At 38.5% G+C, this 26,858-nt stretch carries 20 protein-coding genes and 1 pseudogene; 16 read left to right on the forward strand and 5 right to left on the reverse strand.

Annotated features, from left to right (window positions below):
• Positions 1–234: 234 nt before the first annotated feature.
• The gene (locus BQ5903_RS00510) at positions 235–1,134 is read right to left on the reverse strand and encodes a LysR family transcriptional regulator (protein ID WP_010495474.1); all 900 of its coding nucleotides are present in this window, start codon (positions 1,132–1,134) and stop codon (positions 235–237) included.
• A 291-nt stretch (positions 1,135–1,425) separates the two neighbouring features.
• Here BQ5903_RS00510 and BQ5903_RS00515 point away from each other — a divergent pair, with 291 nt between their 5' ends.
• The 10 genes from BQ5903_RS00515 to ltrA all read left to right on the forward strand — a co-directional run bounded on the left by BQ5903_RS00515 (position 1,426) and on the right by ltrA (position 12,779).
• Complete coding sequence (locus tag BQ5903_RS00515) at positions 1,426–2,607, forward strand: acetyl-CoA C-acetyltransferase (protein WP_010495471.1); 1,182 nt, start codon at positions 1,426–1,428, stop codon at positions 2,605–2,607.
• A 45-nt stretch (positions 2,608–2,652) separates the two neighbouring features.
• Entirely contained in the window at positions 2,653–3,810 is a 1,158-nt protein-coding gene (locus tag BQ5903_RS00520) for an acyl-CoA dehydrogenase family protein (RefSeq protein WP_079578362.1), read from the forward strand.
• Positions 3,800–4,651 (forward strand): 3-hydroxyacyl-CoA dehydrogenase NAD-binding domain-containing protein, encoded by an 852-nt coding sequence (locus tag BQ5903_RS00525; protein ID WP_010495467.1) that lies wholly within the window; start codon positions 3,800–3,802, stop codon positions 4,649–4,651. The genes BQ5903_RS00520 and BQ5903_RS00525 overlap by 11 nt, the downstream gene beginning before the upstream one ends.
• 21 nt (positions 4,652–4,672) lie before the next feature.
• Positions 4,673–5,467: an enoyl-CoA hydratase-related protein gene (locus BQ5903_RS00530; protein WP_010495464.1), complete on the forward strand. Its 795-nt coding sequence runs from the start codon at positions 4,673–4,675 to the stop codon at positions 5,465–5,467.
• A 202-nt stretch (positions 5,468–5,669) separates the two neighbouring features.
• Positions 5,670–7,001: an acetyl-CoA hydrolase/transferase family protein gene (locus tag BQ5903_RS00535; protein WP_056988147.1), complete on the forward strand. Its 1,332-nt coding sequence runs from the start codon at positions 5,670–5,672 to the stop codon at positions 6,999–7,001.
• Between the two features lie 395 nt (positions 7,002–7,396).
• On the forward strand, positions 7,397–7,567 hold the full coding sequence (locus tag BQ5903_RS12095) for a hypothetical protein (RefSeq protein WP_231920880.1): 171 nt from the start codon (positions 7,397–7,399) through the stop codon (positions 7,565–7,567).
• 358 nt (positions 7,568–7,925) lie between these two features.
• Positions 7,926–8,858, forward strand: a complete 933-nt coding sequence (locus BQ5903_RS00540; protein WP_079578364.1) for an AEC family transporter — start codon at positions 7,926–7,928, stop codon at positions 8,856–8,858.
• Positions 8,859–8,951: 93 nt separating this feature from the next.
• Positions 8,952–9,248 carry a hypothetical protein gene (locus tag BQ5903_RS00545; RefSeq protein ID WP_056972542.1) on the forward strand — a complete coding sequence of 99 codons (297 nt, stop codon included), beginning with the start codon at positions 8,952–8,954 and terminating at the stop codon, positions 9,246–9,248.
• A gap of 207 nt (positions 9,249–9,455) precedes the next feature.
• Entirely contained in the window at positions 9,456–10,751 is a 1,296-nt protein-coding gene (locus tag BQ5903_RS00550; protein WP_010495451.1) for an adenylosuccinate synthase, read from the forward strand.
• Between the two features lie 642 nt (positions 10,752–11,393).
• Positions 11,394–12,779: a group II intron reverse transcriptase/maturase gene (gene ltrA, locus BQ5903_RS00555; protein WP_079579636.1), complete on the forward strand. Its 1,386-nt coding sequence runs from the start codon at positions 11,394–11,396 to the stop codon at positions 12,777–12,779.
• Between the two features lie 68 nt (positions 12,780–12,847).
• Here ltrA and BQ5903_RS00560 read toward each other — a convergent pair whose 3' ends face one another.
• The gene (locus BQ5903_RS00560) at positions 12,848–14,155 is read right to left on the reverse strand and encodes an ISL3 family transposase (protein WP_056988178.1); all 1,308 of its coding nucleotides are present in this window, start codon (positions 14,153–14,155) and stop codon (positions 12,848–12,850) included.
• Between the two features lie 556 nt (positions 14,156–14,711).
• Between BQ5903_RS00560 and BQ5903_RS12385 the strand changes: the two genes are divergently transcribed.
• The 3 genes from BQ5903_RS12385 (at position 14,712) to pflA (ending at position 18,340) form a co-directional block, all read left to right on the forward strand.
• Positions 14,712–14,834, forward strand: a complete 123-nt coding sequence (locus BQ5903_RS12385; RefSeq protein WP_268869398.1) for a hypothetical protein — start codon at positions 14,712–14,714, stop codon at positions 14,832–14,834.
• A 342-nt stretch (positions 14,835–15,176) separates the two neighbouring features.
• Positions 15,177–17,432, forward strand: coding sequence for a formate C-acetyltransferase (gene pflB / locus BQ5903_RS00565; RefSeq protein WP_029605042.1), 2,256 nt, complete (start codon positions 15,177–15,179; stop codon positions 17,430–17,432).
• A gap of 44 nt (positions 17,433–17,476) precedes the next feature.
• Positions 17,477–18,340, forward strand: coding sequence for a pyruvate formate-lyase-activating protein (gene pflA, locus BQ5903_RS00570; RefSeq protein WP_010495440.1), 864 nt, complete (start codon positions 17,477–17,479; stop codon positions 18,338–18,340).
• A gap of 251 nt (positions 18,341–18,591) precedes the next feature.
• On the opposite strand, the gene BQ5903_RS00575 is transcribed toward pflA, so the two are convergent.
• The 3 genes from BQ5903_RS00575 to BQ5903_RS00585 form a co-directional block, all read right to left on the reverse strand.
• Positions 18,592–19,833 (reverse strand): ISL3 family transposase, encoded by a 1,242-nt coding sequence (locus tag BQ5903_RS00575; RefSeq protein ID WP_079578367.1) that lies wholly within the window; start codon positions 19,831–19,833, stop codon positions 18,592–18,594.
• A 138-nt stretch (positions 19,834–19,971) separates the two neighbouring features.
• On the reverse strand, positions 19,972–21,255 hold the full coding sequence (locus tag BQ5903_RS00580) for an ISL3 family transposase (protein WP_079578369.1): 1,284 nt from the start codon (positions 21,253–21,255) through the stop codon (positions 19,972–19,974).
• A 192-nt stretch (positions 21,256–21,447) separates the two neighbouring features.
• The gene (locus BQ5903_RS00585; RefSeq protein WP_079578371.1) at positions 21,448–22,512 is read right to left on the reverse strand and encodes a zinc-dependent alcohol dehydrogenase family protein; all 1,065 of its coding nucleotides are present in this window, start codon (positions 22,510–22,512) and stop codon (positions 21,448–21,450) included.
• Between the two features lie 214 nt (positions 22,513–22,726).
• Here BQ5903_RS00585 and BQ5903_RS00590 point away from each other — a divergent pair.
• The 3 genes and pseudogenes from BQ5903_RS00590 to BQ5903_RS00600 all read left to right on the forward strand — a co-directional run bounded on the left by BQ5903_RS00590 (position 22,727) and on the right by BQ5903_RS00600 (position 26,704).
• Positions 22,727–24,024 (forward strand): annotated as a pseudogene (locus tag BQ5903_RS00590) (nucleobase:cation symporter-2 family protein).
• A gap of 188 nt (positions 24,025–24,212) precedes the next feature.
• Positions 24,213–25,955: a LytS/YhcK type 5TM receptor domain-containing protein gene (locus BQ5903_RS00595; protein ID WP_056988164.1), complete on the forward strand. Its 1,743-nt coding sequence runs from the start codon at positions 24,213–24,215 to the stop codon at positions 25,953–25,955.
• Entirely contained in the window at positions 25,955–26,704 is a 750-nt protein-coding gene (locus tag BQ5903_RS00600) for a LytTR family transcriptional regulator DNA-binding domain-containing protein (RefSeq protein ID WP_010495426.1), read from the forward strand. The genes BQ5903_RS00595 and BQ5903_RS00600 overlap by 1 nt, the downstream gene beginning before the upstream one ends.
• Positions 26,705–26,858: the final 154 nt, after the last annotated feature.

Raw genomic sequence — 26,858 nt, forward strand, 5'->3', positions numbered from 1 at the left:
CTGCCCATGCCGGGCGCACTTAAAAAAGCTGCTCATTCCATTCAGGAACAAGCAGCTTGACCAAGTAGACCAATTGCTTATTATTTTTAATAATTCATTTCATCAGTACCACTTGATAAAGAACCGAAATTTTTCAGGTCCTTTTTGTTGTACATGAAAATAGCTAGTTTAGAGTGCACGTTTGAGCCGGTAGGAGACAGTGTTACGGTCAAAATTTAAGTACTCGTTGAATTTTTAAAGCGGTTGGTAAAAATGGTTGATAATATCATTAAAGACGTAGTTTTCGACTGCACTATATTTGTTTTTTATCGGCCGACAAAGATGGAAGTTAAACGGAATATAATTTTTAAATTTTTTACAGGCAAACTGATCCTTATCAATATATTTTTCTACAGGCCGTGGAATAATAGTTACAACGTCTGTCGCTTTAGTTAGATCAATCAAATAATCCCATGAGGATGAGGTGAAAGTAATTTGATTTTTTAAATTGTTTGCCGCTAATTTATCCTCTACTAAAGAATAGGTCATGAAATTTTTGTTGAACGTCGCAAGTGGACATTTTTTAAGATCTTTCCAGCTTAATACTTCTTTTTGGACAAGAGGATGATTTTTGTCGATAAAAGCTGACATTTCGTCGATTTGTATCACATGCTGCTCATAATTTTTGGGATCTAAGTTAGTTGGCTCAATTAAGATAGCGATATCAATTTCGTCATTAATCAATTTTCGACGCAACTCATTGCTTCCTCCCTCAGTGATTTCTAACTGAACATCGGGTCTTTTATTAAGCAATGTTGGAAAAAAATTAAAAAAGTAGACCCGAAGGATCAGGGAAGGGAGACCGATCCTGATAGTTCCCTTCTGTTTTAAGGATTCGATTCGGACCATTTCTTCCATTTCTTCATATTGACTGATGATTTTTAAAGCGTATTTATAAATCTTTTCACCAGCACGAGTTAGGGAAAATAAACGCCCGTTTTTTCTATGAAATAGAAGGATATCGTTATCATATTCAAAATTTGAAATAAATTGGCTGAGAGCGGATTGACTAATATGGATTTTTTTAGAAGCAAGCGATAAATTATAATCGCATTCAACTATGTTTATAAAATAACCTAATTGGATAATGTCCACGTTGCTGCCTTCCTTTTAGTAATATAATTTAATTTTAGCTTATTTTTAGAGTTTTGCATAATTTAAATTATTGAATTAGATATGAGATAGTTTTTCTTTTAAAATATTATTTTTAGTGAGATATAAGCTGAACTAATACCTTATATAAGTTGTTATAACGCTAAAGAAAGCGATTACTATTTATTTTGTGAATAAAAGTTAGTAAAATAAAAGCATATTAAGTTAGTGCTTACTTTTAAACATTTTTGAACGGATGCAAAAAATATAGTGGTTAACTTAGGAGGAAGTATTTTGACAGAAGTTGTAATTGTTTCTGCTTTAAGATCTGCTGTTGGTAAATTTGGAGGAGCATTTAAAAATGTTTCAGCCGTAGAATTAGGAGCTAAAGTTCTTAAAGAATCGTATGAAAAATTAAATTTGAATCCGCTGGAATTTGACGAAGTTATTTTAGGAAATGTTTTGAGTGGTGGCTTAGGACAAAACGTTGCCCGCCAGATCTCAATGTATGCAGGATTACCTCAAGAAGTCCCAGCATTTTCAATTAACCAAGTTTGTGGTTCTGGTGCTAAAACAGTCATGTTAGGTGTCCAGTCGATCATGGCTGGTGATAATGAAGTAGTAGCCGTTGGTGGTGCAGAAAATATGAGCCAATCACCTTATGTTTTGAGAGATTATCGGTGGGGTGGCCGTATGGGGCATGGCGAAATAATCGATACATTGGTCAATGATGGTTTATCAGATGCCTTCTACAAATATCACATGGGGATCACAGCAGAAAACATTTCTGAAAAATTTGGGATTTCACGTGAAGTACAAGATGACTTTGCATATCAAAGTCAACATCGAGCAGAGGTAGCAATTAAAGCAGGTAAATTTAAAGATGAGATCGTTCCGATCAGTGTACCGCAACGTAAAGGCAATGACCTTGTAGTTGACCAAGATGAAGGGCCAAGGTTTGGCCAAACAATGGAATCCTTACAAAAATTACATCCAGCCTTTAAAAAAGATGGCGGGACTGTGACAGCCGGTAATTCATCCGGAATCAATGATGCTGCAGCTATTTTGATTTTAATGTCTAAAGAAAAGGCTAAAAAACTGGGGTTAAAACCTCTTGCAACAGTGAACTCATATGCTACGGCAGGGGTTGATCCTAGGATCATGGGGACTGGTCCGATCCCAGCAACGAAAAAGGCTTTAAAGAAAGCCGGTTTGACAGTTGCTGATTTAGACTTAATTGAATCAAATGAAGCGTTCGCGGCTGAAGCTGTTTGTGTTAACCAAGAACTAAACTTGAATACAGATATTGTTAATGTTAATGGTGGTGCAATTGCATTAGGACATCCAATTGGTGCCAGTGGTGCTAGAATTATCGTTACTTTACTTCATGAAATGGAAAAAAGAAATGCTAAGACTGGCTTAGCAACGCTGTGTATCGGCGGAGGACAGGGAAATTCCATCATCGTTAAGCGCTAATTTAGTAAATTTAAACGACTATTGTGTAGAAAGGTACCTAGTGAAATGAAAAATTTTGATGAATTGTTTGATACTGAGAAAAGAGCGTTAATTAATAAGGTTGCTGTATATACTAATGACAAATTAACGCATGAGGCAAAATATTTTGATGAAACAAGTGAATTTCCTAAAGAATTGCTGACCCCCCTCCTCGAACAGAATATATTTTCTTTCTTGCTTTCTGATGAAAAGCTTGATTTGGCAGTATTCTTGGAAATTATTCGGATCGTTTCCAAAAAATTTGCTTCACTTGCTAGTATTTTATTAACACAAGGTTTTTATGTGATTCATCCCTTAAACGAGTTTGGTACTAAAAAACAAAAAGAAAAATATTTGGGAGAGCTTGTTAGCGGAAAGAAAATTGGTGCCTTTGGTCTATCTGAAGAAGCAGCTGATAGCCGATTTAATTCAGAACTAAAAACGATTGCCTGGGAAACAGAGGATGGTTGGGAAATCAGTGGCAGTAAAAAGTATATTTCTGATGCCCCTGTTGCTGATGTATTTTTGATCGTTGCTAAGATTCAGCGATCGAGCGATAGTATGGACACAGGAATCTTTATTATAGACAGCAATCAAGAAGGATTGGTTATCAATGAACCGATGAATAAGATGGGAGTTAGATCTCTGCCAGTTGCGTCTGTTGATTTAAATAAGGTCAAACTTGATAAAAATAGTTTATTAGGCGGAGTTACTGAGGGCTCGCGTCAGATACAAAGCGTGATGAACTTGATGAAATTAGCAGTATCTCTTCAGGCGCTAGGCATTTCTCAAGGCTCCTTTGAGAAGGGCATGGATTACTTAAGCTTGGTAAGAAGGTTTGGTAATCGTTTAATAGATAATCAAGATATTCAGTATAAGATGGCTGATCTGAGAGCAAGTGTCTATTCTGCAGAAGCTTTTACACGACAAATTATTTTAACAGATCCGCAAGACACCATTGAGGTGGCCATGGCGAAACTACTAACTGCTAATGTTGCCATAGAAACTACAGAAACAGTGATCCAGTTGACCGGTGGATATGGATACATGAAAGACAGCGAGATTGAAAGGTATGTACGTGATGCCAAAATAACTGCAATTTACGGCGGTTCTTCAAGATCACAAAAGGAAATAATTGCTAAACATTGGATCGATAATAGAGGAGAAAAGAACAGTGGAAATTAAAAATATAATGGTTGTTGGTGCTGGTCAAATGGGTGGCGGAATTGCCCAAGCATTTGCTCAAGCAGGCTATAATGTAAAATTAAATGATATTAAACAAGAATTTGTTGACAATAGACTAGAAAGTATTTCTAAGGGTTTACAACGTCAAGTTGAAAAGGGCCGGATGGCACAACAAGAATTTGACAAAACGATGGCCCATTTAACACCGTCAGTTTCTTATGATGATGTTGCTGATATCGATCTTGTTGTTGAGGCAGCCACAGAAAATGAAAAAATTAAATTAGGCATTTTTAAACAATTAGACGAAATCGCACCTAAAAAGGCGATTTTAGCATCGAACACTTCCTCAATATCTATTACTAAGATTGCTGGTGCAACAAAACGCCATACACAAGTTATTGGGTTACATTTCTTTAATCCGGTACATGCAATGAAATTGATCGAGTTAAATGTTGGCTTGACTACTTCACCGGAAACTGTCCAAGTTATTCAGAAAGTTGGGGAGTCTTTAGATAAAGCAGTTATTATTGCAAAAGATTCTGCTGGTTTCGTGGTCAACAGGATTTTGATCCCGATGATCAATGAAGGTATTTATGTGTTTGAAGAGGGTATTGCAAGCGCTGAACAAGTTGATGAAGCTATGAAGTTAGGTGCAAATGTTCCGATGGGACCATTAGAATTAGCAGATTTTATTGGGCTTGATGTAGTTTTGTCAATTATGCAGACCTTATCAACTAATTTTGGTGACAGTAAGTATCATCCTGCACCACTGTTAGTTAAACATGTTGAGGCAGGTATGCTGGGCCGAAAAACAGGGCAGGGTTTCTATAACTACGATTAAATAAGACTAGGAGTGCTGAAAATGGCAAAAATGGTAAATTACCGAACTATTTTATTAAAAATAAAAAATAATATTGCCACACTTACAATTAATCGTCCCCAAGCGATGAATGCTCTGAATACAGAGGTATTGCAAGAAATTGATCAAGCACTTGATAAAATCAGTGCTAGCCAAGATGTCCAAGTTGTCGTGGTAACTGGTGCGGGAAATAAGGCTTTTGTTGCAGGTGCAGATATTAAAGAAATGGCTGCTAAAAATGCTGTTCAAGGTCAAGCATTCTCAAAATTAGGTAATGAAATTTTTACTAAATTATCAAAGCTGAAACAACCAGTTATTGCGGCTGTTAACGGATATGCTTTAGGTGGAGGATTAGAGCTGGCCTTATCTTGTGATATTCGTATTGCTTCAACCAATGTAAAGGTCGGGCAGCCTGAGGTTGGTTTAGGAATTATTCCTGGATTTGGTGCTACACAAAGATTATCGCGTGCTATAGGGCCTGCTAAGGCTAAGGAGTATATTTTAACCGCTAGAAACGTTAAGGTTGATGAAGCTTTACGTGTAGGTTTATTCAATAAGGTTGTTGCACCTGAACATTTACTGGAAGAGGCTTATAAGATGGCGGAGCGTATTATCGGGAATGCTCCTTTAGCTGTTCAGAATGCTAAGTCGGTTATCAATGAAGGAGCTGAGATCTCACTTGGTCAGGCAATTAAACTTGAAGAAAATACTTTTGGTTTATTGTTTGCCACAGAAGATCAAAAGGAAGGTATGCAAGCTTTTTCGAAAAAGAGAAAAGCTGAATTTCAGAATAGGTAGTATTTTCAGCTACATCTTTTTATAACGAACGTAAGTTAATTAAAAATAAGCAAGACATTTTTAATTAAATGTAAACGTTTTATTTAGTGTGAGTAGGTTTAACAGTTGTCTTAACGACGATATTGTCGTTTTATAGCGGTTATAGTTTAGCCGCAAAAGATAAATTTTAAAAGTTGGGTATAAAAAGAAACGGGGAAATAAAATGGCTACAGAATTTGAAGAACTTTATAAACAAAAACTGACTACTGCTGATGAAGCTGTTAAACAAATTGCACCCGGTGACGGTATTATTTATCCTTTGGGTGCAGGTGAACCCAGTGTACTTCATCGGGCTTTGGGTAATTACGATAAGCTTAAAGGAAATCGCTTATATACTATGTTGTCTATGCATCCTTCTCTTGATTTGCCAAAAGAAAAATTGAGACAAATTTCTTTCTTCTTATCTGGGATGGATCGAAATGCATTTAATAGCGGTAAATCAGAACTGATACCATCACATTTTTCAGAAATACCAAATATTCTAAAGGAACGTGAACCAGAACCAGTATTAATAGCAACTGTTTCTCCAATGGATGAAAAAGGATATTTTTCATTAGGAGTTAGTGTTTCATACTTTGGTTCACAAATTAAAAATGCTAAGAAGATCATCCTTGAAGTAAATGAAAATATGCCATACACATATGGTATTGATAACTTTATTCATATTAGCCAAGTTGATGCATTAATTGAAAATCATGAAATGATACCTAATTCTCCAGAACCGCAATTAAGCGAAAAAGATAATAAAATTGGGAAATATATTGCTGATATGGTTCATGATGGTGATACTATCCAGGTTGGCATTGGTACAATGCCAAATGCTGTTATGAACAACTTAGTTGATAAAAGTGATCTTGGCTTGCATAGTGAGATGTTTACTGCAAAAGCACAGCTACTTCATGAAAAGGGTGTTTTAACAAATAAAAAGAAGCAGAATTTTAAAGGGACTTCAGTAGCAACATTTGCTTTTGGACCAGCTAGTTTATATGCCTTTATGGATCACAATAAAGATATTTTAATGGTTCCTAGCGATATCTCAAATGGGTTAAAATATATTGCTGAAAATGATAACTTTGTTTCTATTAATTCTGGAGTTGAAATTGACTTTCTTGGTCAAGTTTCGTCTGAAAGAATTGGAAATAAATATTATTCATCAACTGGGGGACAATCTGATTTTGCCAAGGGCGTTAATTTATCAGTAAATGGACGTGGAATCATTTGCATGTATTCTACCGCTGTTAAAAATACGATCTCCACTATTGTACCAACAATTACTCAGGGATCTCCAACAAGCACACATAAAAATGATGTTGATATGCTTGTTACTGAATATGGGGTGGCACATTTAAAGAATAAAACAACTAGTGAACGTGTGAAAGAACTTATTTCTGTCGCTGCTCCGAAGTTCAGAGAAAAGCTTACTAACAAAGCAATCGAAATGAATTATATTGATAAAGCGGAAGTACAAGAAGAAAAAAAAGTCAGTGTGGCTTAGGACAATTTCAATAAGTTTCTTATAAGATATTGTGAGATCCGTACCAGGTAGTTAAGTCTTGTCAGGTACGGATTTTTTTACTGGACAATTTGGAGAACTCTAAGGCTAAGGTAAACCATAACAAATTCTTATTTTTAGCAAAAGCATAAAGTCCTTCAAGAATATACTCGGAAATAAGTTGATTGTATGTCTAAATATTGAACTAGTATATGGGGTCGTGAGTATGCTTAAGATACCTGCTAAATAAAACAGTTTTTCTTAATGATGAAGTTAAAAAACGAGAGACACTTAACCAAAATTTGTATAAAAAAGGTGGTTGTTCTTCTAAAAAGCTGAAGGTTATACATTGAAGATTCAGATTAACCGAAAGCGGGCCTAATAACTTTTGTAAAGGCATGGAAACGTTCAAGAAAAAGCCGACATTTGTCGGTAAACTTTTTATATTTGGCAAAAAGGTTGGTCAAAGACGATGGCTAGGGCTCACAGGAGAGCATGTTTTTATCGGCGGTCTAAAAAAAGGCCTGCTCATTACGGGCGGAGGGAAATATCTTTCCCTCCGAAGTTGAAGGCCCCTCTTGCGATCAGAGATGTTTGTGTTGCACCATTTTCAAATGACCGGTGGGATATGAATTTGTTGCAACTTCAGTGAGCTTAAATGAGAAAGGACTTGCAGACTCAACTGATTGGATACCGAAATTAAGCCAACATGTTCTGCGATTTTTAAAAAGCAGCTCATAGTCTGGCTCTTAGCTGGAATATTTATAATATATTTGAAAATATAAATGGAATTTTTAATTCGATAAGGAATACCAGTGTGGGTATGTTTATTCATAGGGTAAATTTAAATTTTTAAATAACCTAATAAAAAGGACTATAATTAATTAAGCTGATTGAACAGCAAATTATTATGTGGGAGAAATCATTATGGATCTTAGTCTGTTATTTGGACAAATTATTTTAATGTTTGCTTTAATGCTTGTTGGTATTTTAGCAAATAAGGTAAAATTTATGCATGAGCAAACTGCTAGTGACCTAACAAATGTTCTGTTATATATCGTATCACCGTGTCTGATCGTTCAATCATTTCAAAAGCCTTATTCTGCTAACCGGATCCATATTTTTTTATTGCTCGTAGTAGGAGTCTTTTTAGTGTATATCGTTCAAATTGTCGTGTCTAAAGTGTTATTTAAGGGGCTTTATGACCACAATTTGCAACGGATCGTTAAATATGGCAGTATTTATTCAAACGCTGGTTTTATTGGCATTCCGTTAGCCAGCTCATTGTTTGGTTCTACTGGCGTTTTTTATGCAGTAGTACCGTTAGCAATGTTTAACATTTTTAACTGGACGCATGGCGTTAAATTATTTGCATCTGATTCAGAACAGAACTTAATAGAGAAGTTGAAAAGTATCTTGTTTAATCCCAATATTATTGCTCTCTTTGTAGGATTAATGATTTTTGCTTTTTCCATTAGATTACCGTCATTTCTTAATCAAATGGTCGGTTATATCAGTTCGATCAATACCCCAGTTTCGATGCTCGTGATCGGAAATAGTTTGGCCAATATTGTTTTTAAGAATTTTAGACTGGATCGTTCGCTTACATTGTCTTTATTTTTAAGAAATTTAGTTTATCCCATAGTTACTAGTATAATTATGCATGTTTTTGGGGTAACGGGGGTCCCTCTAGCGACTGCGATCTTGATGATGTCATGTCCAGTTGGAGGGATGGTCGTTTTGTTTACTTTGCAAGTTCATGGTAAGCAGGAGCCTGCAATTACCTTGATGGCGGTATCGACTATGTTGAGTTTAATCACTATTCCAGCAGTATTTTTGTTTAATAATTTATTGGGTTAAATATGAGGCTCATTGAAGCAGGTCAATAGCAGTGACAAAATTTATCTCTAATGCGATAATGGTCGTAAATATTTGTGAGAATGGAATGACTATATGAAGTCCAATAAAGCAATTACGACTCAGGCAAATCAATTGATGACAGTCTTTAAAGTAGAAAATGCTGCTAGCGGTGTAGAAGTGCAAAAAATCATCGATGAGGCCCAAGAAAAATTAGATAAACGACAGGCTTCACCGCAAAAAGTCATTGAGGAAGTAGTATTGGCGATGTATTCTTTGAAGGTCAAGGGAATTATTTCTATCAGTGATGCCACGTTTAAGACTTTAAAAGAAATGGAAAAGCTCTCTCGTGAACGAAGCTGGTTACCTTTCAGACCGTATGATCCCTGGTAATATCAAAATCTTAACAAAACGACTGTGTGTTGTTTTTTTTTGCTTTTTTTGAGGATAAAGTTCGCTAATTTATCTTTTTAAAGTGTTTATGTATAATAATATTCGGTTTTAGTTTGAATGATTGGCAGTGCTTTGTTACAATTATCAAGTGTGTACGAGCACAAAGTTAAATTTATTATTAACAATTAAATTAATGAGGTGAATGGAATGTCATCAGTAGTAGTAGTTGGCAGTCAATGGGGCGACGAGGGAAAAGGCAAGATCACAGATTTTCTAAGTCAAGATGCTGAAGTTATTTCGCGGTATCAAGGCGGGGATAATGCTGGACATACGATCGTATTCAATGGAGAAACTTATAAATTACGCTTGATCCCGTCAGGTATATTTTATTCAAACAAGATAAGTGTGATTGGTAATGGAGTTGTTTTAAATCCGAAATCTCTTACAACGGAAATTGATTATTTGAATAATGGGGGGATTTCGACTACTAATTTGCGAGTTTCAGACCGGGCACACGTTATTTTGCCATATCATATCGTTTTGGATAAACTACAGGAAAAATCTAAAAAAGGTAATAAGATCGGTACTACTGCTCATGGCATTGGTCCTGCTTATATGGATAAGGCTGCTCGTATCGGAATTCGAATTGCTGATTTATTAGATAAAAATATTTTTGCTGAGAAGCTAAGGATCAACCTAGAAGAAAAGAATCGTTTATTTAAAAATATGTATGCTTATGAGGGAGAACCACTTGATTTCGATAAGATGTTTGAAGAATATTATGCGTATGGTCAACGTATTAAGGAATATGTGACTGATACCTCAGTCGTTTTGAATGAAGCATTAGATGCTGGCAAACGTGTGCTATTTGAAGGGGCACAAGGTGTTATGTTAGACATTGATCAGGGGACCTACCCGTTTGTAACTTCATCTAACCCAGTCGCAGGTGGTGTAACGATCGGTAGTGGTGTTGGCCCCTCTAAAATCAACAAAGTTGTGGGTGTATGTAAAGCATATACATCACGCGTTGGGGATGGGCCTTTCCCAACAGAATTACTAGATAAAACTGGCGATCATATCAGAGAAGTTGGGCATGAATATGGTACAGTTACTAAGCGTCCACGACGGATCGGCTGGTTTGATAGCGTGGTAATGCGTCATGCTAAAAGAGTTTCAGGGTTGACCAACCTTTCTTTGAATTGTCTAGATATTTTAACTGGTCTTGATGAATTGAAGATCTGTACCGCTTATGATTTAAAGGGGGAAAAGATTTATCATTACCCAGCTAATTTAGAAGAATTGAAAGCCTGCAAGCCGATTTATGAAACACTGCCTGGTTGGACAGAGGACATCACTTCTTGCAAGACTTTGGAAGATCTACCAGAAAACGCTAGAGCTTATCTGCATCGTGTGCAAGATCTTGTTGGAGTGAAAATTTCAACTTTCTCTGTCGGTCCAGATCGTGCGCAAACAAACGTTTTAGAGAATGTTTGGGGAATTTGATCCAAGTGAGAAAGTTTATTTTATGAAGTACTGAAAACTAAATTTGAATAATACTGAATAAGTCACCCAAACAATGTTTTGGATGGCTTTTTATTATAGAAATTTGGTTCTTTATCAAGTGGTACTGATGAAATAAATTATTAAACTTGAAAAGTATTTGGCCTAGCTTAGTTAAGCTGCTTGTTCCTGAATGGAGCGGGCAGCTTTTTTTAGGTGCGCCCGGCATGGGCAGTAACTAGGCGGTGTAAGTCCGCTGTGAGCCGTAGTGGCCGGTATCACGAGTCGAAGACAAGGGTGTCTATCGTGAGGTAGAATCTGAAGGAAGTCCTAGACGAAACATCGAATCGATGAACAAGAAGTGGCTAAAAGGCTGGAAACGGTGGGATGAGATTGCCTAACAAATCGAAGTCCCTGACCACTCGAAACCGTCACAGTAAAGCCAACGGTTTGATGCGAAAGCTACTGCTCTTACCCGGGGAGGTCTGTCATGGTAGTTCTCTCAAGCTGGAAGTTATTTCTGGCAGGAACAGGCTCAATAGTAATGTTGAGTTGTCCATGACAGAAGTCAGCCGAGGCCATAGTAGCCAGTAATGGTGAAGGGCTGAACAACAATAATTTTGATTCATCCTGGAGGTGGAAACAATACGACAATCGCAGAAAACAGAAAATAAAGCTGACTACCTGCGGAGGGTAACCCTGGAAGGGTCAGAGCAAACAGGAGCGCGTAGCGTTGTTTCTGGTGAAAAGAGAACTCAAAATGGCTTATTACGTGAGAAGGTCTTAGACCGGAATAATTTAAATCGGGCCTTTGTCCATGTCAAGCGTAATAAAGGGGCTGGAGGAATTGACGGCATGTCCGTTGAGGAACTTGGCCCATACTTGAAAGAGAATAACGTAAAACTAATCGAGGCCTTGCGAACCGAAAGCTATGAACCCCAACCTGTCAAACGAGTTGAGATTCCTAAGCCAGATGGTTCGAAACGTCAGTTAGGAATCCCAACGGTCGTTGACCGTGTGGTTCAACAGGCGTTACAACAGCAACTGTCTCCTATTTTTGAAAAAGTATTCTCAGATAATAGTTATGGTTTTCGACCACACCGCAGTGCACAAAGTGCTGTGAAAAAGGTGGTTGCTTATTATAATCAGGGTTATCACTACGTGGTCGACCTTGATTTAAAGTCATATTTTGACAATGTGAACCATGATTTACTAATTAAATTTGTTGAAAATTACATTAGTGAGCCATGGGTCTTGCATTTGATTCGTAAGTTCTTGACGAGTGGTGTTATGAATGGTCGATTTTTCGAGAAGTCCGCTAAAGGTACACCGCAAGGTGGCAATATTTCACCATTACTAGCAAATATTTATCTGAACGAGCTGGACAAAGAATTGACCAGAAGAGGACATAAATTTGTACGCTATGCGGATGACTGTAATATCTATGTTAAAAGTAAGCGTGCGGGTGAACGGGTTCTCAAAAGCATCACCCAGTTTTTAGAAAAGGAACTCAAAGTTGAAGTGAATGCAGAAAAGACGCAAGTCGGTTCTCCACTAAGACTGAAGTTTCTAGGTTTTTCTCTGGGTGTGGGACGCAATAGCGCCTACCCGCGTCCTCATCAAAAACCTAAACAGAGAATTAAACAGGAATTGACAAGAATCACCAAGAGAAGCCGAGGCGTCAGCCTTGATAGGATCCTGCATGAAATTAAGCAGAAAATGCAGGGCTGGATCCAATATTATTCCATTGGGAAGATGAAAATCTTTCTCCAACAACTAGACAAATGGTTGCGCTCGCGCATCCGTCAGTACATCTGGAAGCAGTGGAAGAATATTGGAACCCGATTCAAAGCGCTGGTCAAATTAGGGATGAGCCACAAACAAGCCAAAACCTACGCAAATACGCGGAAAGGATACTGGCGCAACGCGCACAGTAAAACACTGTTGATGACCATAACTAATAAAAGACTGGCACAGCGTGGGCTAATAAATCTGTCCAAACTGTACCAGTCTATTCAAGCAAAAGCTTAAGTTGTTGAACCGCCGTATACGGTTCCGTACGTACGGTGGTGTGGGAGGTCGATAGTGTGAACTATCTCCTACCCGATTGCGCTGTGAAAATTCAAACTGACATAGCTATTCTTTAATTCAACCAGGATACGTAGTCGAAAATTCTCAAAGTTTCGGAACCCATAAGCAGTTTTCTTAATGGTCTTGATTTTATTGTTAGTCCCTTCGATGGGGCCGTTGGAAAAGGTTGTTTCAAAACTGTTTTTGATCTCTTGCCGGTGCTTGCGTAAAGTTCGATTAGTTTTTTTGACCGGGTCAGGCAGCCCCGCGGCTGACTGGGTAAGCTCCTCTAACAGTGCTGGATTCCCCTGATGAACGGCTTGTAACAGAGTTTGATAATAATTGTAAGCTAGGCGCAAATCCGCAGACATGGCTAATAAGCGCTCGACGATATCCTGTTCACACAACTGGAGGTTGCGAAAGTTCCTGCTTTTATGATAGTGCTTAAAGTCGAGATGGGCGGAATCTTTGGTTAATAATTTCCAATAATGTTTTAGCGCCCGTGAATTGTGCGAACCATGTCCGGCTTGTTTCATTGCTTGGATCCGCACCTGATTTAGCGCCCGATAAGCTTGAGTTATGACGTGGAAGCGGTCGGCGATAATGAGCGCATTGGGAAAAACGTCATGAATAAAAGCCCGATAGGGTGAATATAGGTCGACTGTGACTGTCTGCACTGCCCAGCGAGCCTGGCGATCATACTGAAGGAAATAGCTGCGTAAATATGTATTCTGCCGGGAGCGTACGATGTCCAAAGTTCGATGTGTCGCAATGTCCATGACAATGATACTCATACCGCTTTGAGAAAAGTTGCCCGATTTAAAGTCATCAAAGGCAATGTTTTGCGGTAAATAGTGCTGATTTGGTTTCAGGTAAGTCGAGACGCCTTGCGCGAAACGCATTACCGTCATGCTTGAAATACAAAAATCAGTGGCAATATATTTTTGTGAAATATTCTGACCTAACTTGGAAACAGCTTGGTATTTAACCGCTTGAGAGATGCGCGCGTTCGCTTTGACATCCTGAACTTCGGCTAGTTTTGTGATAGTTTTCGGGCAGGCAGCTGAACTAGGGCAAAGATATTTTTGTTTGCGAATCGAAAAGATATTAGTGAGACCACCTGAAGGTAAGCCAACCATTTCAACAGTTTTAAAGCCATTCCGTTTCATCTTTTTGCCGCAAACGGGGCAAAAACAAGGGTAGGATTGCAGTAAATGAATGAAACGTGCTTTTCTATGATTGTAAAAGTCATCAGTCGTGACCTTATTTTTATATTTCGGGTCAAACTGCAGTCTTGAATCTTTAATTCCCAGTAGATCTAGTGTACAATTCTTCATGTAGGACATTCCTTTCAGTGTAGGGATTGTTTTTCGGAGATGAAGCTGATGACTTCATCTCTATTTTTTTATCATAAAACAAAATTGGTACTGATAGAAGTTTTTATCTATCAGTACCAAATAGTATAGAACCAGAAATTTTGATAAAAACGGAAGTACCTATTATGAACAAATTAAGTTAAATCTTATATATATAGTAATATTATTCTTTTACATAAGTGATTTTTTACTGAATATTTTTGAATAACTGCAATCAAAAAAATATGAAATTGAAATATACAAGGATTTTTTGTTGATAAACACTGATAAATCAAGGGGTGTTTGCAAAATTTAAGCTAGTTATTTGTCTTTTATGCAAAAAAGATCAATAAGAATAGTTGAGCAAATTTTTTGGTGCCGAGAAAGATCGTGCTATGTAAAGAAAAGAGATGTCAAGTAAATTTTTTTAACAATATTCGTTCTTTTATTTATATATTAGGCGCGGTAAAATAAAGAAGTGTTAAATGATCGGAACGGACGTTTGGGCGTCGTTAATTCGGTATTGGAGGAATGTTGCATGTCATTAACAGCTAAGGCCTCAACTGAAGAATTGGTTGAAACAGTAATGGATAAGCGTTCGTGCTCTTATCAAGAGGCAATTTTATTTTTACTGCGATACGCGCAGAAATCTAAAAACTAGATAAGGTAAAACAGGAGCCAGCTAATAACTGGTTTAGTTTTTAAGTTGCCTAGTGAAAAAAGTTCAAGATAGATAATTTATTTTATGTTTTGCAAAATATTGTGAACTATATAACTAATATGTGGATAATGATGTAAAACCCACTTTTTTTATTAAACTTTTGTCAAAGCAATGTATGCGCTAACAATAAATTGAAAACAGCAATCTTCGGCTAAAAAATCTTGTGAAATATACTTGGAAAGCCATGAATATTTAATGTTGAAAACAATCACAAAGTGGTGTACTATAGGGTGGAAGAAAACGTTTAACATAGTGTTTTCAAATTTGGGGAGGTTATTTATTATGATGAACAAAGTTGAAGAAAAAGCGTCTTCTGCTTGGGATGGATTCAAAAAAGGCCAATGGCAATCAGAAATTGATATCCGTGACTTTATTGAGAAAAACTTTGCACAGTATGATGGTGACGAGTCTTTCTTACAGGGTTCAACTGAAGCAACTACTAAGTTAAATGATGAATTAACTGAATTAAAGATGAAACAGCGTAAAGTTGGCGTTTTAGACGCCGATACTAAAGTTATTTCTACTATTACTTCTCACGGTCCTGGTTATCTTGATAAAGATTTGGAAAAAATCGTTGGTTTGCAAACTGATAAGCCATTAAAACGTTCTTTACTGCCACAAGGCGGGATCAAGATGGCTAAGGATGCTTTGGAGACTAATGGCTACAAGATCGATCCAGAAGTCGAATACTTTTACACTAAAATTCAAAAATCGCATAACCAAGGAGTTTTTGATGCTTATGATGCCGATATTCGGCATGCACGTCACAACAAGATCTTAACTGGTTTACCTGATGCATACGGCCGTGGCCGGATCGTTGCTGATTTTCCGCGTGTTGCTTTATATGGTATCGACCGTTTGATCGAAGAAAAAATGCATGATTTGAGCTTGACTGGTGATGGTGAAATGGCCAGTGACATCATTGAAAAACGTGAACATATCTCTGATCAGATCCGTGCCTTAAAAGATATGAAGATAATGGCTAAGTCATATGGCTATGATATTTCTAAACCAGCTACTAACGCACAAGAAGCTATCCAATGGCTTTACTTCGGCTATTTGGCAGCTATCAAAACACAAAATGGTGCTGCAATGTCAATCGGCCGGATCGACACATTTATTGATATCTATATCAATCGTGATATTGAACGTGGCGCTTTGACAGAAAAAGATGCCCAAGAATTAATTGATCAATTTACAATGAAACTGCGGATGGTCTTCTTCATGCGGACTCCAGAATACAACTCATTGTTTACTGGTGATCCAATTTGGGCTACATTGTCATTGGCAGGAACGGGGTTAGATGGGCGTCACCATGTAACTAAGACAGCTTACCGTTTCTTGAATACTTTGCATAATATGGGTGCTGCTCCTGAACCAAATATTACTTTGCTCTGGTCGGATAATTTGCCTATGCCATTCAAGCGCTATGCTTCGAGTGTTTCTATTGAAAGTTCAACAATTCAATATGAAAATGATGATTTAATGAAGAGACAATGGGGCACAGATTACTATGGTATTGCTTGCTGTGTTTCCGCACAACCAATTGATTCTGGCGTACAATTCTTTGGTGCTCGTGCTAATTTGGCTAAGACTGTCCTTTATGCCTTGAATGAGGGTCGTGATGAGATCACTGGACAACAAGTTGGTCCTGAATTACGGAAAATGAATTCAGAATATATTGATTATGATGAATTCATGAGTAAATTAGATAAGATGATGGACTGGCTAGCTGATGTGTATGTTAATGCATTAAATATTATCCATTACATGCATGACAAGTATTATTATGAATCTGCACAGTTAGCATTGAAGAATACGGACTTAGATTATACCTTTGCTACAGGTCTTTCGGGCTTGTCAGTTGCCGCTGACTCGATCTCAGCTATTAAATATGGTCATGTGAAAGCTATTCGTAACGAAGACGGCTTGACAGTTGGATTTAAGGCAGATAATGAATTTCCACGTTATGGTAACAATGATGATCGTGCTGATAAGATCGTGACATGGTTAGTTAAAACAATGTATGAGAAGATGAACACGCATCATTTGTATAAGGATGCCCAATTGTCAACTTCTGCTCTAACAATTACTTCAAACGTTGTTTACGGTAAAAATACCGGTGCTACTCCTAACGGACGTAAAAAGGGCGAACCATTTGCTCCAGGCGCTAACCCAGCATATGGTGCAGATATTTCAGGTGCTTTAGCTTCCTTGCTTTCTGTTGCTAAGATCCCTTATAAGTATGCTACAGATGGTATTTCCAACACATTTGCTGTAACACCAACAACACTTGGTAAAGTCGAAGATGAACAAGAAGATACTTTGGTAAATATGATCGATGGTTACATGAAGAATAGTGGTCATCATATTAACGTCAATGTCTTCAAGCGTGAAACATTGATCGATGCTCAGAAGCATCCAGAAAAATATCCAACGTTAACAATTCGTGTTTCTGGTTACTGCGTATACTTTGCTGATCTGACCAAGGAACAACAGGATGACGTTATTTCCAGAACATTCCATACTTCGATGTAATTGTAGGTACAGTTATTTAGAAGCAGGGGGTTAAGAGAGAGATTATGAGTACAGAAACTAGAATAAGAAAAACTAGAAAAAGAAATCCACGTTTGCGCCCATTGCCAATGCGTGACGGGCAAATCGAAGGTTACGTTCATTCGATCGAAACCTTCGGTGCTGTCGATGGACCGGGGATCCGTTTTGTAGCCTTTATGCAAGGTTGCAATATGCGGTGTAAGTTTTGCCATAATCCTGATACTTGGAAGAAAAATGTTGGGACTAAGATGACCTCGGATGAGATTTTAAATCAAGCATTGTCTTATAAAGATTTTTGGGGCGATAAAGGTGGGATCACTTTATCAGGCGGTGAGATCTTATTGCAAATCGAGTTTGCGACTGAACTTTTTACTAAGTGTAAGAAATTAGGGATCAGCACCTGTTTGGATACTTGTGGTCAACCATTTACTCGACGCGAACCTTGGTTTAGCCAGTTTAATAAGTTACTGGACGTGACGGATATTCTCTTGTTAGATATCAAACATATCAACTCTGAAGAGCATAGAAAGTTGACAGGGTATCCTAACGACAACATTCTAGATTTGGCTCGTTATCTTTCTGAAATCGGTAAACCGATGTGGGTCAGACAGGTTTTGATCCCAACGATCACTGATAATGACAAGTTCTTGGCTGAGACGAGCGACTTTGTTAAAACACTGCATAATGTCGAAAAATTTGAGGTTTTGCCTTATCATACAATGGGCGTGCATAAGTATGCTGAAATGGGTATTAAATACCGCCTTGATGGAATCGAACCTCCTTCTGATGAACATGTTGCAAATGCTCAAAAATTATTGCATTGTGCTGATTACCAAGGTTACCGGACTTGGAAGCCAGGGGATTCAACATTAAAACATCCTGTAAGTTAATTTAAAAATAAGAAAGGTTGGCGTGAGCTGTAAGAAAAATGGCTCTTTGTCAAATCCTGTTGATGAATAGCTTTTACAGGGACTTTGTCAAATAGTGTTGATGGTCCATAGAACTCTATCTTTATGGTAGGGTTCTTTTTTTACTGCCATAGCTAGATTAAAGTGTTTGGGTTGGGAGGCAGGTGCGGGTCCGAAGCGTAGCGAAATGGGCCCGCACCTGCCTCCCACAGTGTTGACCTAAATTTTTTATCTTAGGCATGGATCAATTTGATGCGGATAAAGAAATGCCTTAAGTTACTGAATCCGTAACAGCTACGTTTAAGTTCTTTGATCTTGCGATTGATCCCCTCTAACGGCCCATTAGAGTAGTCATAGAGACAAGCGTTCCTGATCCCTAAGTAGTTCTTTTGAATGGTCCTCATGACGGTATCCATTTCAGTACCATTGGGACGGTAGTTCATAACTAATTGTTGTAAAGTAGCCCGATCGCGGTTGCGAATAAAGGTTAAGATCGTTTGATAGGTCTGATAGTTTTCTGCGAACTGTGGAAAATTCTTGAGTCCCAGATCGACCACATTTTGGGCAGTCGTGTATTCATTTAATCCCCGATAATATTTAACCTGGGAGGTCTCAAGTTGATTTTCAGCTAAGTGGAATAAGCGCCAGTTGCTTTTTAAAACTTTATAGTTGCGGTCGTGGTGGTCGTTGATCCCTTTTAAAACACGCAGCCGTTCATGGTCAAGTGCCCGACCCGCTAACTGAACAAGATGGAAACGGTCAAAGACGATCAGTGCGTTAGGAAAAAGACGACGGACGAAAGTCTGATACTGTGCATTCAGATCCATGGTCACCAGTTGAACTTTTTGACGCTCAGAAAGTGTATAAGTATTGGTGAAATACTCGCGGATCGTCTGCGAGAGACGATCTGGCAATAAGGCGACCAAATCATGTGTTTTTGCGTCAATGCAGATAAAAGAAAAGCAGTTCTTAGTTGAACGAAATTCGTCAAAGCTGAGAGCTGTCGGCAGCTCTTTTGGCGTTACTAAAGCCCGCTGATCCTTATACAAGATCCGTTGAACCGAGGAAGCTGAGATCCCCACGGCCTGGCTGATCGTCTTGACTGGCAGTGAGTTCTTAGCTAAAGTCGCGATTTCGTGGACTGCTTGGCGGGTGATCGAGTGCCGAGGCGGAGCGAGCTGCGTCTGCGCGCTAAAAGTATGGTGGCAAGTTCGGCACAGATAACGCTGTTTGCGCAGGTTCATGCGGAGCGGTTGTTCACCTAGGCTGGGCAGTTTCATCTTGGTCAGGCGGGTCCCATTCTGAACAAGATTCGTGGAACCACAATTAACACAGCGTTCGACGGGGTAAGTCAGCGTAGCTGAAAGCAGTTTTTCGTGAACTCCGGCCTGTGAAAAATCAGTACAAGCTGAAATTTTGATATTTGGGTCTTGGATATTGAGTAAATTTAGGATAGAATCAGTTTGGGACATCATTTATACCTCGCTTTGATTTGGTTTTATCGCTTTAATCGTAGCATATGAGGACAAATGATGTCCTTTTTTGTACAAAAATAGTGCTGATGAACGCTCATCAACACTAAAAAGTTTAGACCCCTTTTACAGAGTTGAAAGTCATGCGACTTTCAACTCTGTTTTTTTCATTGGTTTTGTTCTCATTTGCCGTAACTTAATACGTGAAATCATATGATGGTAATTACGGAATCCAAATGCTGTGCGTTGAATTTGTTTAATCATTCGATTCATGCCTTCGACTGGGCCATTCGTATAGTCCGATTCACTGGCGTTGAGTACAACCACTAAGTTCTTTTTGAACGTTTGAAACACTGCTTTCATGTAGGGACTTATATTTTGATTTGTATATAGATCTTCCACAAGCTTGTCTTTGTCTTGATTCTTAAGGTTTTCCATGATGCTTTGCATCGACTCGTACGATGCTTTAAGTTCTTCGTTAATTGTCAGTCCTTGTTCTACACGTTCTAGTTGTGTGAGTTGTTTTCGCAGGTGTCGGTCATAAAAGACATGTTCCTCATCTAGATTTCCGGCATACTTCAAATAAAGCCGCCAGGCGAACTTTAACGTGCGATATTCATAGGATCTTTTATTGTACTTTTTCATGGTTTGCACCCGAGTTTGATTAAAAGCTCGAGTCATCATTGCAACGATGTGAAAGCGGTCGATCACAATTTTTGCCTGCGGAAACATTGCCTTGGCAATGTCTTGATAGTAACTATTTAGATCTACGGTAACTGTTTTGACACGTGCTCGAACACTTGCTGGAAATTGTTTAAAATAATCAGTAATACTTTGCTTGAATCGGTCTGGCAGAATTTGTTGAATTTCGTGCTCACCAGCGCCATTAATACAGATGAAATGGAGCCGACCACCAATTCCTCTAAATTCATCCATGGCGAGATGAACCGGTAGATAGTTAAGATTTCTGCGAAATAAGTCATCATAGTTGTCTAAGTAACGACAGACAGTGCTAGCTGATATGCCGGCATCGATCGCAATGCTAGCTTGAGTGCGGTCGTCTTGTAGACTCATAAACACTTTCTGACGCGTGGCTCGGGAGATACAACAGTACTTGTCTACCACATCAGAAGTAGCCATAAACGACGCTTTACAATTACGACAAATGACGCGTTCTTTATGGAGTTCTAAATAAACTGGTTCACTCGCATTCGCTGCCAGATAGGTCACGCGTGATACGTAGTGTCCATTATGAATTAGCTCGCAAAAGCCACAGTTAGCGCAATGTTTCTGGTCGAACTTAACCGTGGCTATATATACTTTTGCGCGCTTAGCTTTAATCACTTGATAGTTATATTTGTAAAAAACCACATTTGGGTCTTTAATACTGAGCGCAAATTTTATATTATTATCTACAGGGTCCATAAGTTTTCACGTCCTTTAAAAATGATGCTGTAGTGGGTGGATTTTTTAGGTGCGAGGCTTATGGGCCTTTTTTATTTTGCACAAAAAAATCCTGCTAATAGATTACCATGTTAAGTAAGCTATCAACAGGAAAAAGTATAGAACCGAAAAATTACGGTTCGCGCCAACCTTTAGTTTAATGTGTTTTTGAAGTTAGTCTGCGGCTATTTTGAGGACTCCAGCGCCTTTAACATCACCGATTGCCAAATAACGTAAGGCTTCTCGCGCCTGTTTTAGAGAATATTGCCTTGTTTCAGGATGAATTTTCAATCGACTTGCGAGCCGGAGAAACTCTTCGCCATTTTTCCTGGTGTTGCTTTCCACACTCGTGATCATTTTTTCATGGAAAAGATGTTGCTGGTAATTTAATGGTGGAACATCAGTCATATGGATCCCGGCTAAGGCTAACGTTCCCCCAGATTTCAATCCCTCTAAGGCTTTAGGGATGATCGCGCCAGCTGGAGCAAAAATGATCGCTGAGTCTAATTGTTTGGGAGGCTGATCGTAAGCCCCCGCAGCTGAGCTGGCGCCAAGCTTAAGGGCCAACTTTTGTGCGTTTTCTCCGCGAGTCAAAACATGGACTTTAATTCCCTGTTTTAATGCTAATTCTGCGATAATATGAGCTGAACCGCCAAATCCGTATAATCCTAAAGTTCCACCAGCAGGAACATTTGCTTTGACATAAGCATGGTAGCCAATGATACCTGCACATAATAAGGGGGCTGCGGTTGTCGATTCAAATGAATCAGGAATTTTATAGGCAAAAGCCTCATCAACTGTGGTGTATTCAGCATATCCGCCATCGTGGTCCCAACCAGTATATTTTGAGTTTGGGCAAAGGTTTTCATGACCCGAACGACAAAAATTACATTTGCCACAGGTATGTCTGAGCCAAGGGATCCCCACCCTTTGACCAAGTTGGAAACGACCTGTTTCTGGACCGCAAGCACACACTTCACCGATGATCTCATGACCAGGAGTAACATGTTTTTTGTGTTCCAAAAGGTCTCCTTCAGTGACATGCAGATCGGTACGACAAACACCGCAAGTTAATACCCTAACTAAGATTTCTCCCGTATGAGGGGGTAAAACGTCTGTAGTGACAAGTTGTAAAGGACTGGGGTCAGAATCTATTGGGCCTTGATTCATAACCTTCCAAGCGCGCATAGTTGTTGGAATTCTAGCAAAATTAACGTTGATATTTTTTGACTGCGTCATTTGAAACGCCTCTTTTCTGTAATTGTGACACAGTGAAATCTTTCACATTATATTATAAACGTAGTTGGTCGCAATGTTTAATAAAACCCTTTCAACAAAAAGCGTACATTAAAAAGAAATTACTGTTTAAACTTCAGATTTGCGTTGTTAATTGTGCTGTGTAGTGATAAAATTTATACATCAATTAGTAAATATCGAACAAGGAGACGGAAGCGTGGAAAATACAGATAAATCGATCACCAAGAATTTGATTTTGGGGCTGCAACATTTGCTGGCAATGTACTCAGGAGATATTTTGGTCCCATTGTTGGTCGGTGGGGCACTACATTTTAGTACACAACAGATGACATATTTGGTCTCGATGGACATTTTCATGTGCGGTATCGCAACATTATTACAGTTGAAGAGGACCCTTGGACTGGGATAGCAATGCCTGTTGTGTTAGGCTGTGCGGTCGAGTATGTAGCTCCTTTGCAAAATATTGGTAATAATTTTGGCTGGTCATACATGTATGGCGGTATTATTGCTGCTGGTATTTTTATAATGTTGATCTCTGGTCCATTTGCAAAATTACGGCGCTTTTTTCCGCCGGTAGTTACAGGTTCTTTGATCACATTGATCGGTTTCACATTGATCCCTGTTGCTTTTCAAAATTTGGGAGGGGGCAACGCTTCAGCTAAAAGCTTTGGTGCTCCAGTGAATTTGGTCCTAGGTTTTACGACTGCTTTGATTATTATTGTGATCAATATTTGGGGCCGCGGTTTTTTCAAACAAATTTCAATTTTAGTCGGCATCTTGGCAGGGACGATACTGGCTATTGTTTTAGGCACAGTTGGTTTTGCACCAGTTAGTGCTGCCAACTGGTTCCAATTGCCGATCCCCTTTTATTTTGGCATTCCAAAATTTGAGTGGTCTTCGATCGCTACAATGATATTAGCAGCTTTAACTTGTATGATCGAATCGACGGGAGTTTATTATGCTTTGGCTGATGTCACCGGTCAAAAGTTAAGCACAGATGATATGAAGCGTGGGTATCGTTCTGAGGGCTTAGCAGCAATTTTAGGCGGAATTTTTAATACCTTCCCGTATTCGACTTTTTCTCAAAACGTGGGGATCGTACAACTTTCTGGTATCAAGAAATTACGTCCCGTTTATTATTCAGCTGGACTCTTGTTAGTTTTGGGATTGATCCCCAAGTTTGGTGCGATCGCCACTTTGATCCCCAGTTCCGTTTTAGGCGGGGCAATGTTAGTAATGTTTGGCATGGTTGGTGCTCAGGGGATCAAGATGTTAGCTGCTATTGAAATGAATAATAAAAACCTGCTGATCATGGCGGTTTCGATTGGATTGGGACTGGGTGTTACGACCCAACCTGCTTTGTTCCAATTTTTACCGGCCGAATTACAAACGATCCTTGGTAATGGGATGGTTGTTGGTAGTTTTACGGCAGTTATTTTAAATATTTTCTTGAATAATACCAGCATCAAGAATCAAGTTGAAGAAGAACAATAAGTAATACTTTTGATCAATAAGATAAACGGTCTCTTTTCATTATATGAGAAAAGGGGGCGTTTATTTTTTTACTAGGTAATTTTTGTTGTTAGGCTGGCAAATTTTGCAATTGAGCTGTGTTAACGATGCTTTCAAAAGTATTAATGCGATAATATAATTGGAAAAGTATAGTACTTGGAGGTAAGAAAATGTTTAACCTGCTGATATTGCTGGCAGAAAGGCTAGGCATCATCATGGTGTTGGCATTTCTGTTAGTAAATACCCGTTTTTTCAGGGGATTATTAGAAAAAAGAACTTTAAAAACACAACTATGGTTGACTGTTATTTTTTCGTTATTCGTTGTGATAGCTAATTTGACAGGTGTCGAGATCACTAATTCGAAAGAAGTCGTCACGCCGTTGATCATTACCGGCTTACCACAATCTGATTCGATCGCTAATACGCGGATGTTAGTGATTACTTCAGCCAGCTTGACTGGGGGGCCCTATGTTGGCTTATTGGTTGGTTTAGTTGGTGGTTTGCATCGGGTCATTTTCGGTGGTTTTTCAGACTACTTCTACATTATTAGTTCAATGTTGATTGGTTTTTTGATCGGTGTTTTAGGAGATAAAGTCAAGGAAGATAAGCTATATCCTTCAACGCCTTGGGTGGTGGTATTGTCATTTTCAGCTGAACTCATCCAAATGCTTTTTATTTTTGCATTTCATGGACTTGGGCTGGTTAAACTGATTTTTGTTCCGATGGTCTTATTAAATACGATCGGTGCCTGTTTATTTATGGAAATATTGAAAACATATTTATCTAACGAAAGACAGTTGCGAGCTGTTCAAACCAAGGATGTACTGGAATTAACGAATAAAACATTGCCCTATTTCCGGAATGGCTTAAATTTTGATTCGGCCTTGCATGTTTGTCAGATAATCAAGGCTTACACAAATTTTGATGCAGTCGGACTGACAGATACTGAGAATGTCTTGGCCCATGTCGGGGCTGGCTCAGATCATCATATTGCCGGAGAACCAGTACTGACTGATCTCTCCAAAAGTGTAATTGCTAAAGGAGAAGAGAAGCTCGCATTTAGCCAAAAAGAAATTGGTTGTCCAGTTGCGGGTTGTCCATTAAAAGCTGCAATCGTTTTGCCCTTACGAGTAAATGAAAAGACTGTCGGAGCTTTGAAGTTTTATTTCAAGGAGCGGAGTAAAATGACAGTGGTTGAAGAGAATTTGGTCAATGGTTTAGCTCTGATTTTTTCTGGGCAATTGGCAATTGGGATCGCCGAAGAACAAACAAGTTTGTTGAACGAAGCTGAGATCAAAGCCTTGCAAGTCCAAATCAATCCCCACTTTTTCTTTAATGCTATCAATACCATTGGTGCATTAATGCGAGTTGATGTTGATAAGGCCCACGAAGCATTAATGCAGCTTAGTGCTTTTTTCCGTTCGAGTTTGCAAAATGGACAGGAAAAAGAAATTACCTTAGAGCAAGAAAAGAAACACGTGGATGCATATATGAGTATTGAAAAAATGCGTTTTCCAAATAAGTTTGAGCTGGTTTACGATGTCTCGGTATCGAATAATATTTTATTGCCATCATTTTGTCTGCAAATATTTGTCGAAAATGCAGTGCGGCATGCATTTGGCAATAAGAAAAGGGATAATAAGATCACACTGCAAATTCAGCAGGTAGATGATAATTATTTTGAGATCATTGCTCAAGACAATGGCAATGGTGTTGATTCTAAAGTGTTAGAAATGGTCGGTGAAAAACCGATCACAGAATCCAAAGGCAGCGGGACAGCTTTATTTAACTTAAATCAACGTCTCCAAGGCTTATACGGCACTAAAAGTAAATTACAGATCAAAACAGGTTCTGAGGGGACTATTTTTAAAACGGTTATTCCACTAAATTTTCAGGAAGGGGCGAATGAATAATGAAGATTTTATTGGTTGATGATGAGCCCTTGGCACGGGGAGAATTAGAATACTTGATCAAGCGGAGTCCTACACTGACCGATGTATCATATGATATTTTTCAGGCAGAAGATGTTAAAGAAGCTCAGGGATCTTTATTGAAAGAACATATTGACTTGATTTTTTTGGATATTTCTTTGAATGAGGAAAATGGCTTTGAATTAGCTGATGAACTGAAGCAGTTATCATATTCTCCACTAATAATCTTTGCTACGGCATATGATAATTATGCTGTTCGAGCTTTCAATGTTGATGCACTGGATTATGTTTTAAAACCTTTTGAGCAAGAGCGGATAGATCAAGCTTTAAGTAAGGCATTGAAAACACTTCACGTTCAAGAAGTTCATGCTGAATCAGGTGATAATAAGAAAAACAAGCAGGTCAATGATATGCTTAGTATTGAGCTCGCTGATAGAAATGTTGTGATCAAAAAGGAAGACCTTGTGTCTGCTACGGTCAGTGGGGGAATGCTAACTATTAAAACTGATACTAACAAATATACTACTAAGAAAACGCTCTCGTGGTTGAAGGACAAAATGACTGATCCTAAATTTATGCAAGTGCACAGAAATAGTTTGGTCAATATCGAGAAAATTAAGGAGGTTCAGCCCTGGTTCAATCATACCGCATTACTGATCATGAATAACGCTGATAAAGTCCAAGTTGGCCGTTCCTATCAAAAGGAGCTGGGACAACGCTTAGGAATGTAAGAGGATGTTTTAGTAACGAGGCAAATTTGCTGGGGCGTTTAAATGAACGTTCTTGCATTTTAAACCTCGTTTTTTGCATTTCGGCCTAAAAATCCTTTTTAAAATTTGTTTGAGTCTAAGATAGAGCATGTAGACAAGAGAGATCTTATATGAA

Origin of the sequence: Ligilactobacillus acidipiscis, assembly GCF_900116935.1 — a bacterium.
In the GTDB taxonomy this organism is placed as follows: domain Bacteria; phylum Bacillota; class Bacilli; order Lactobacillales; family Lactobacillaceae; genus Ligilactobacillus; species Ligilactobacillus acidipiscis.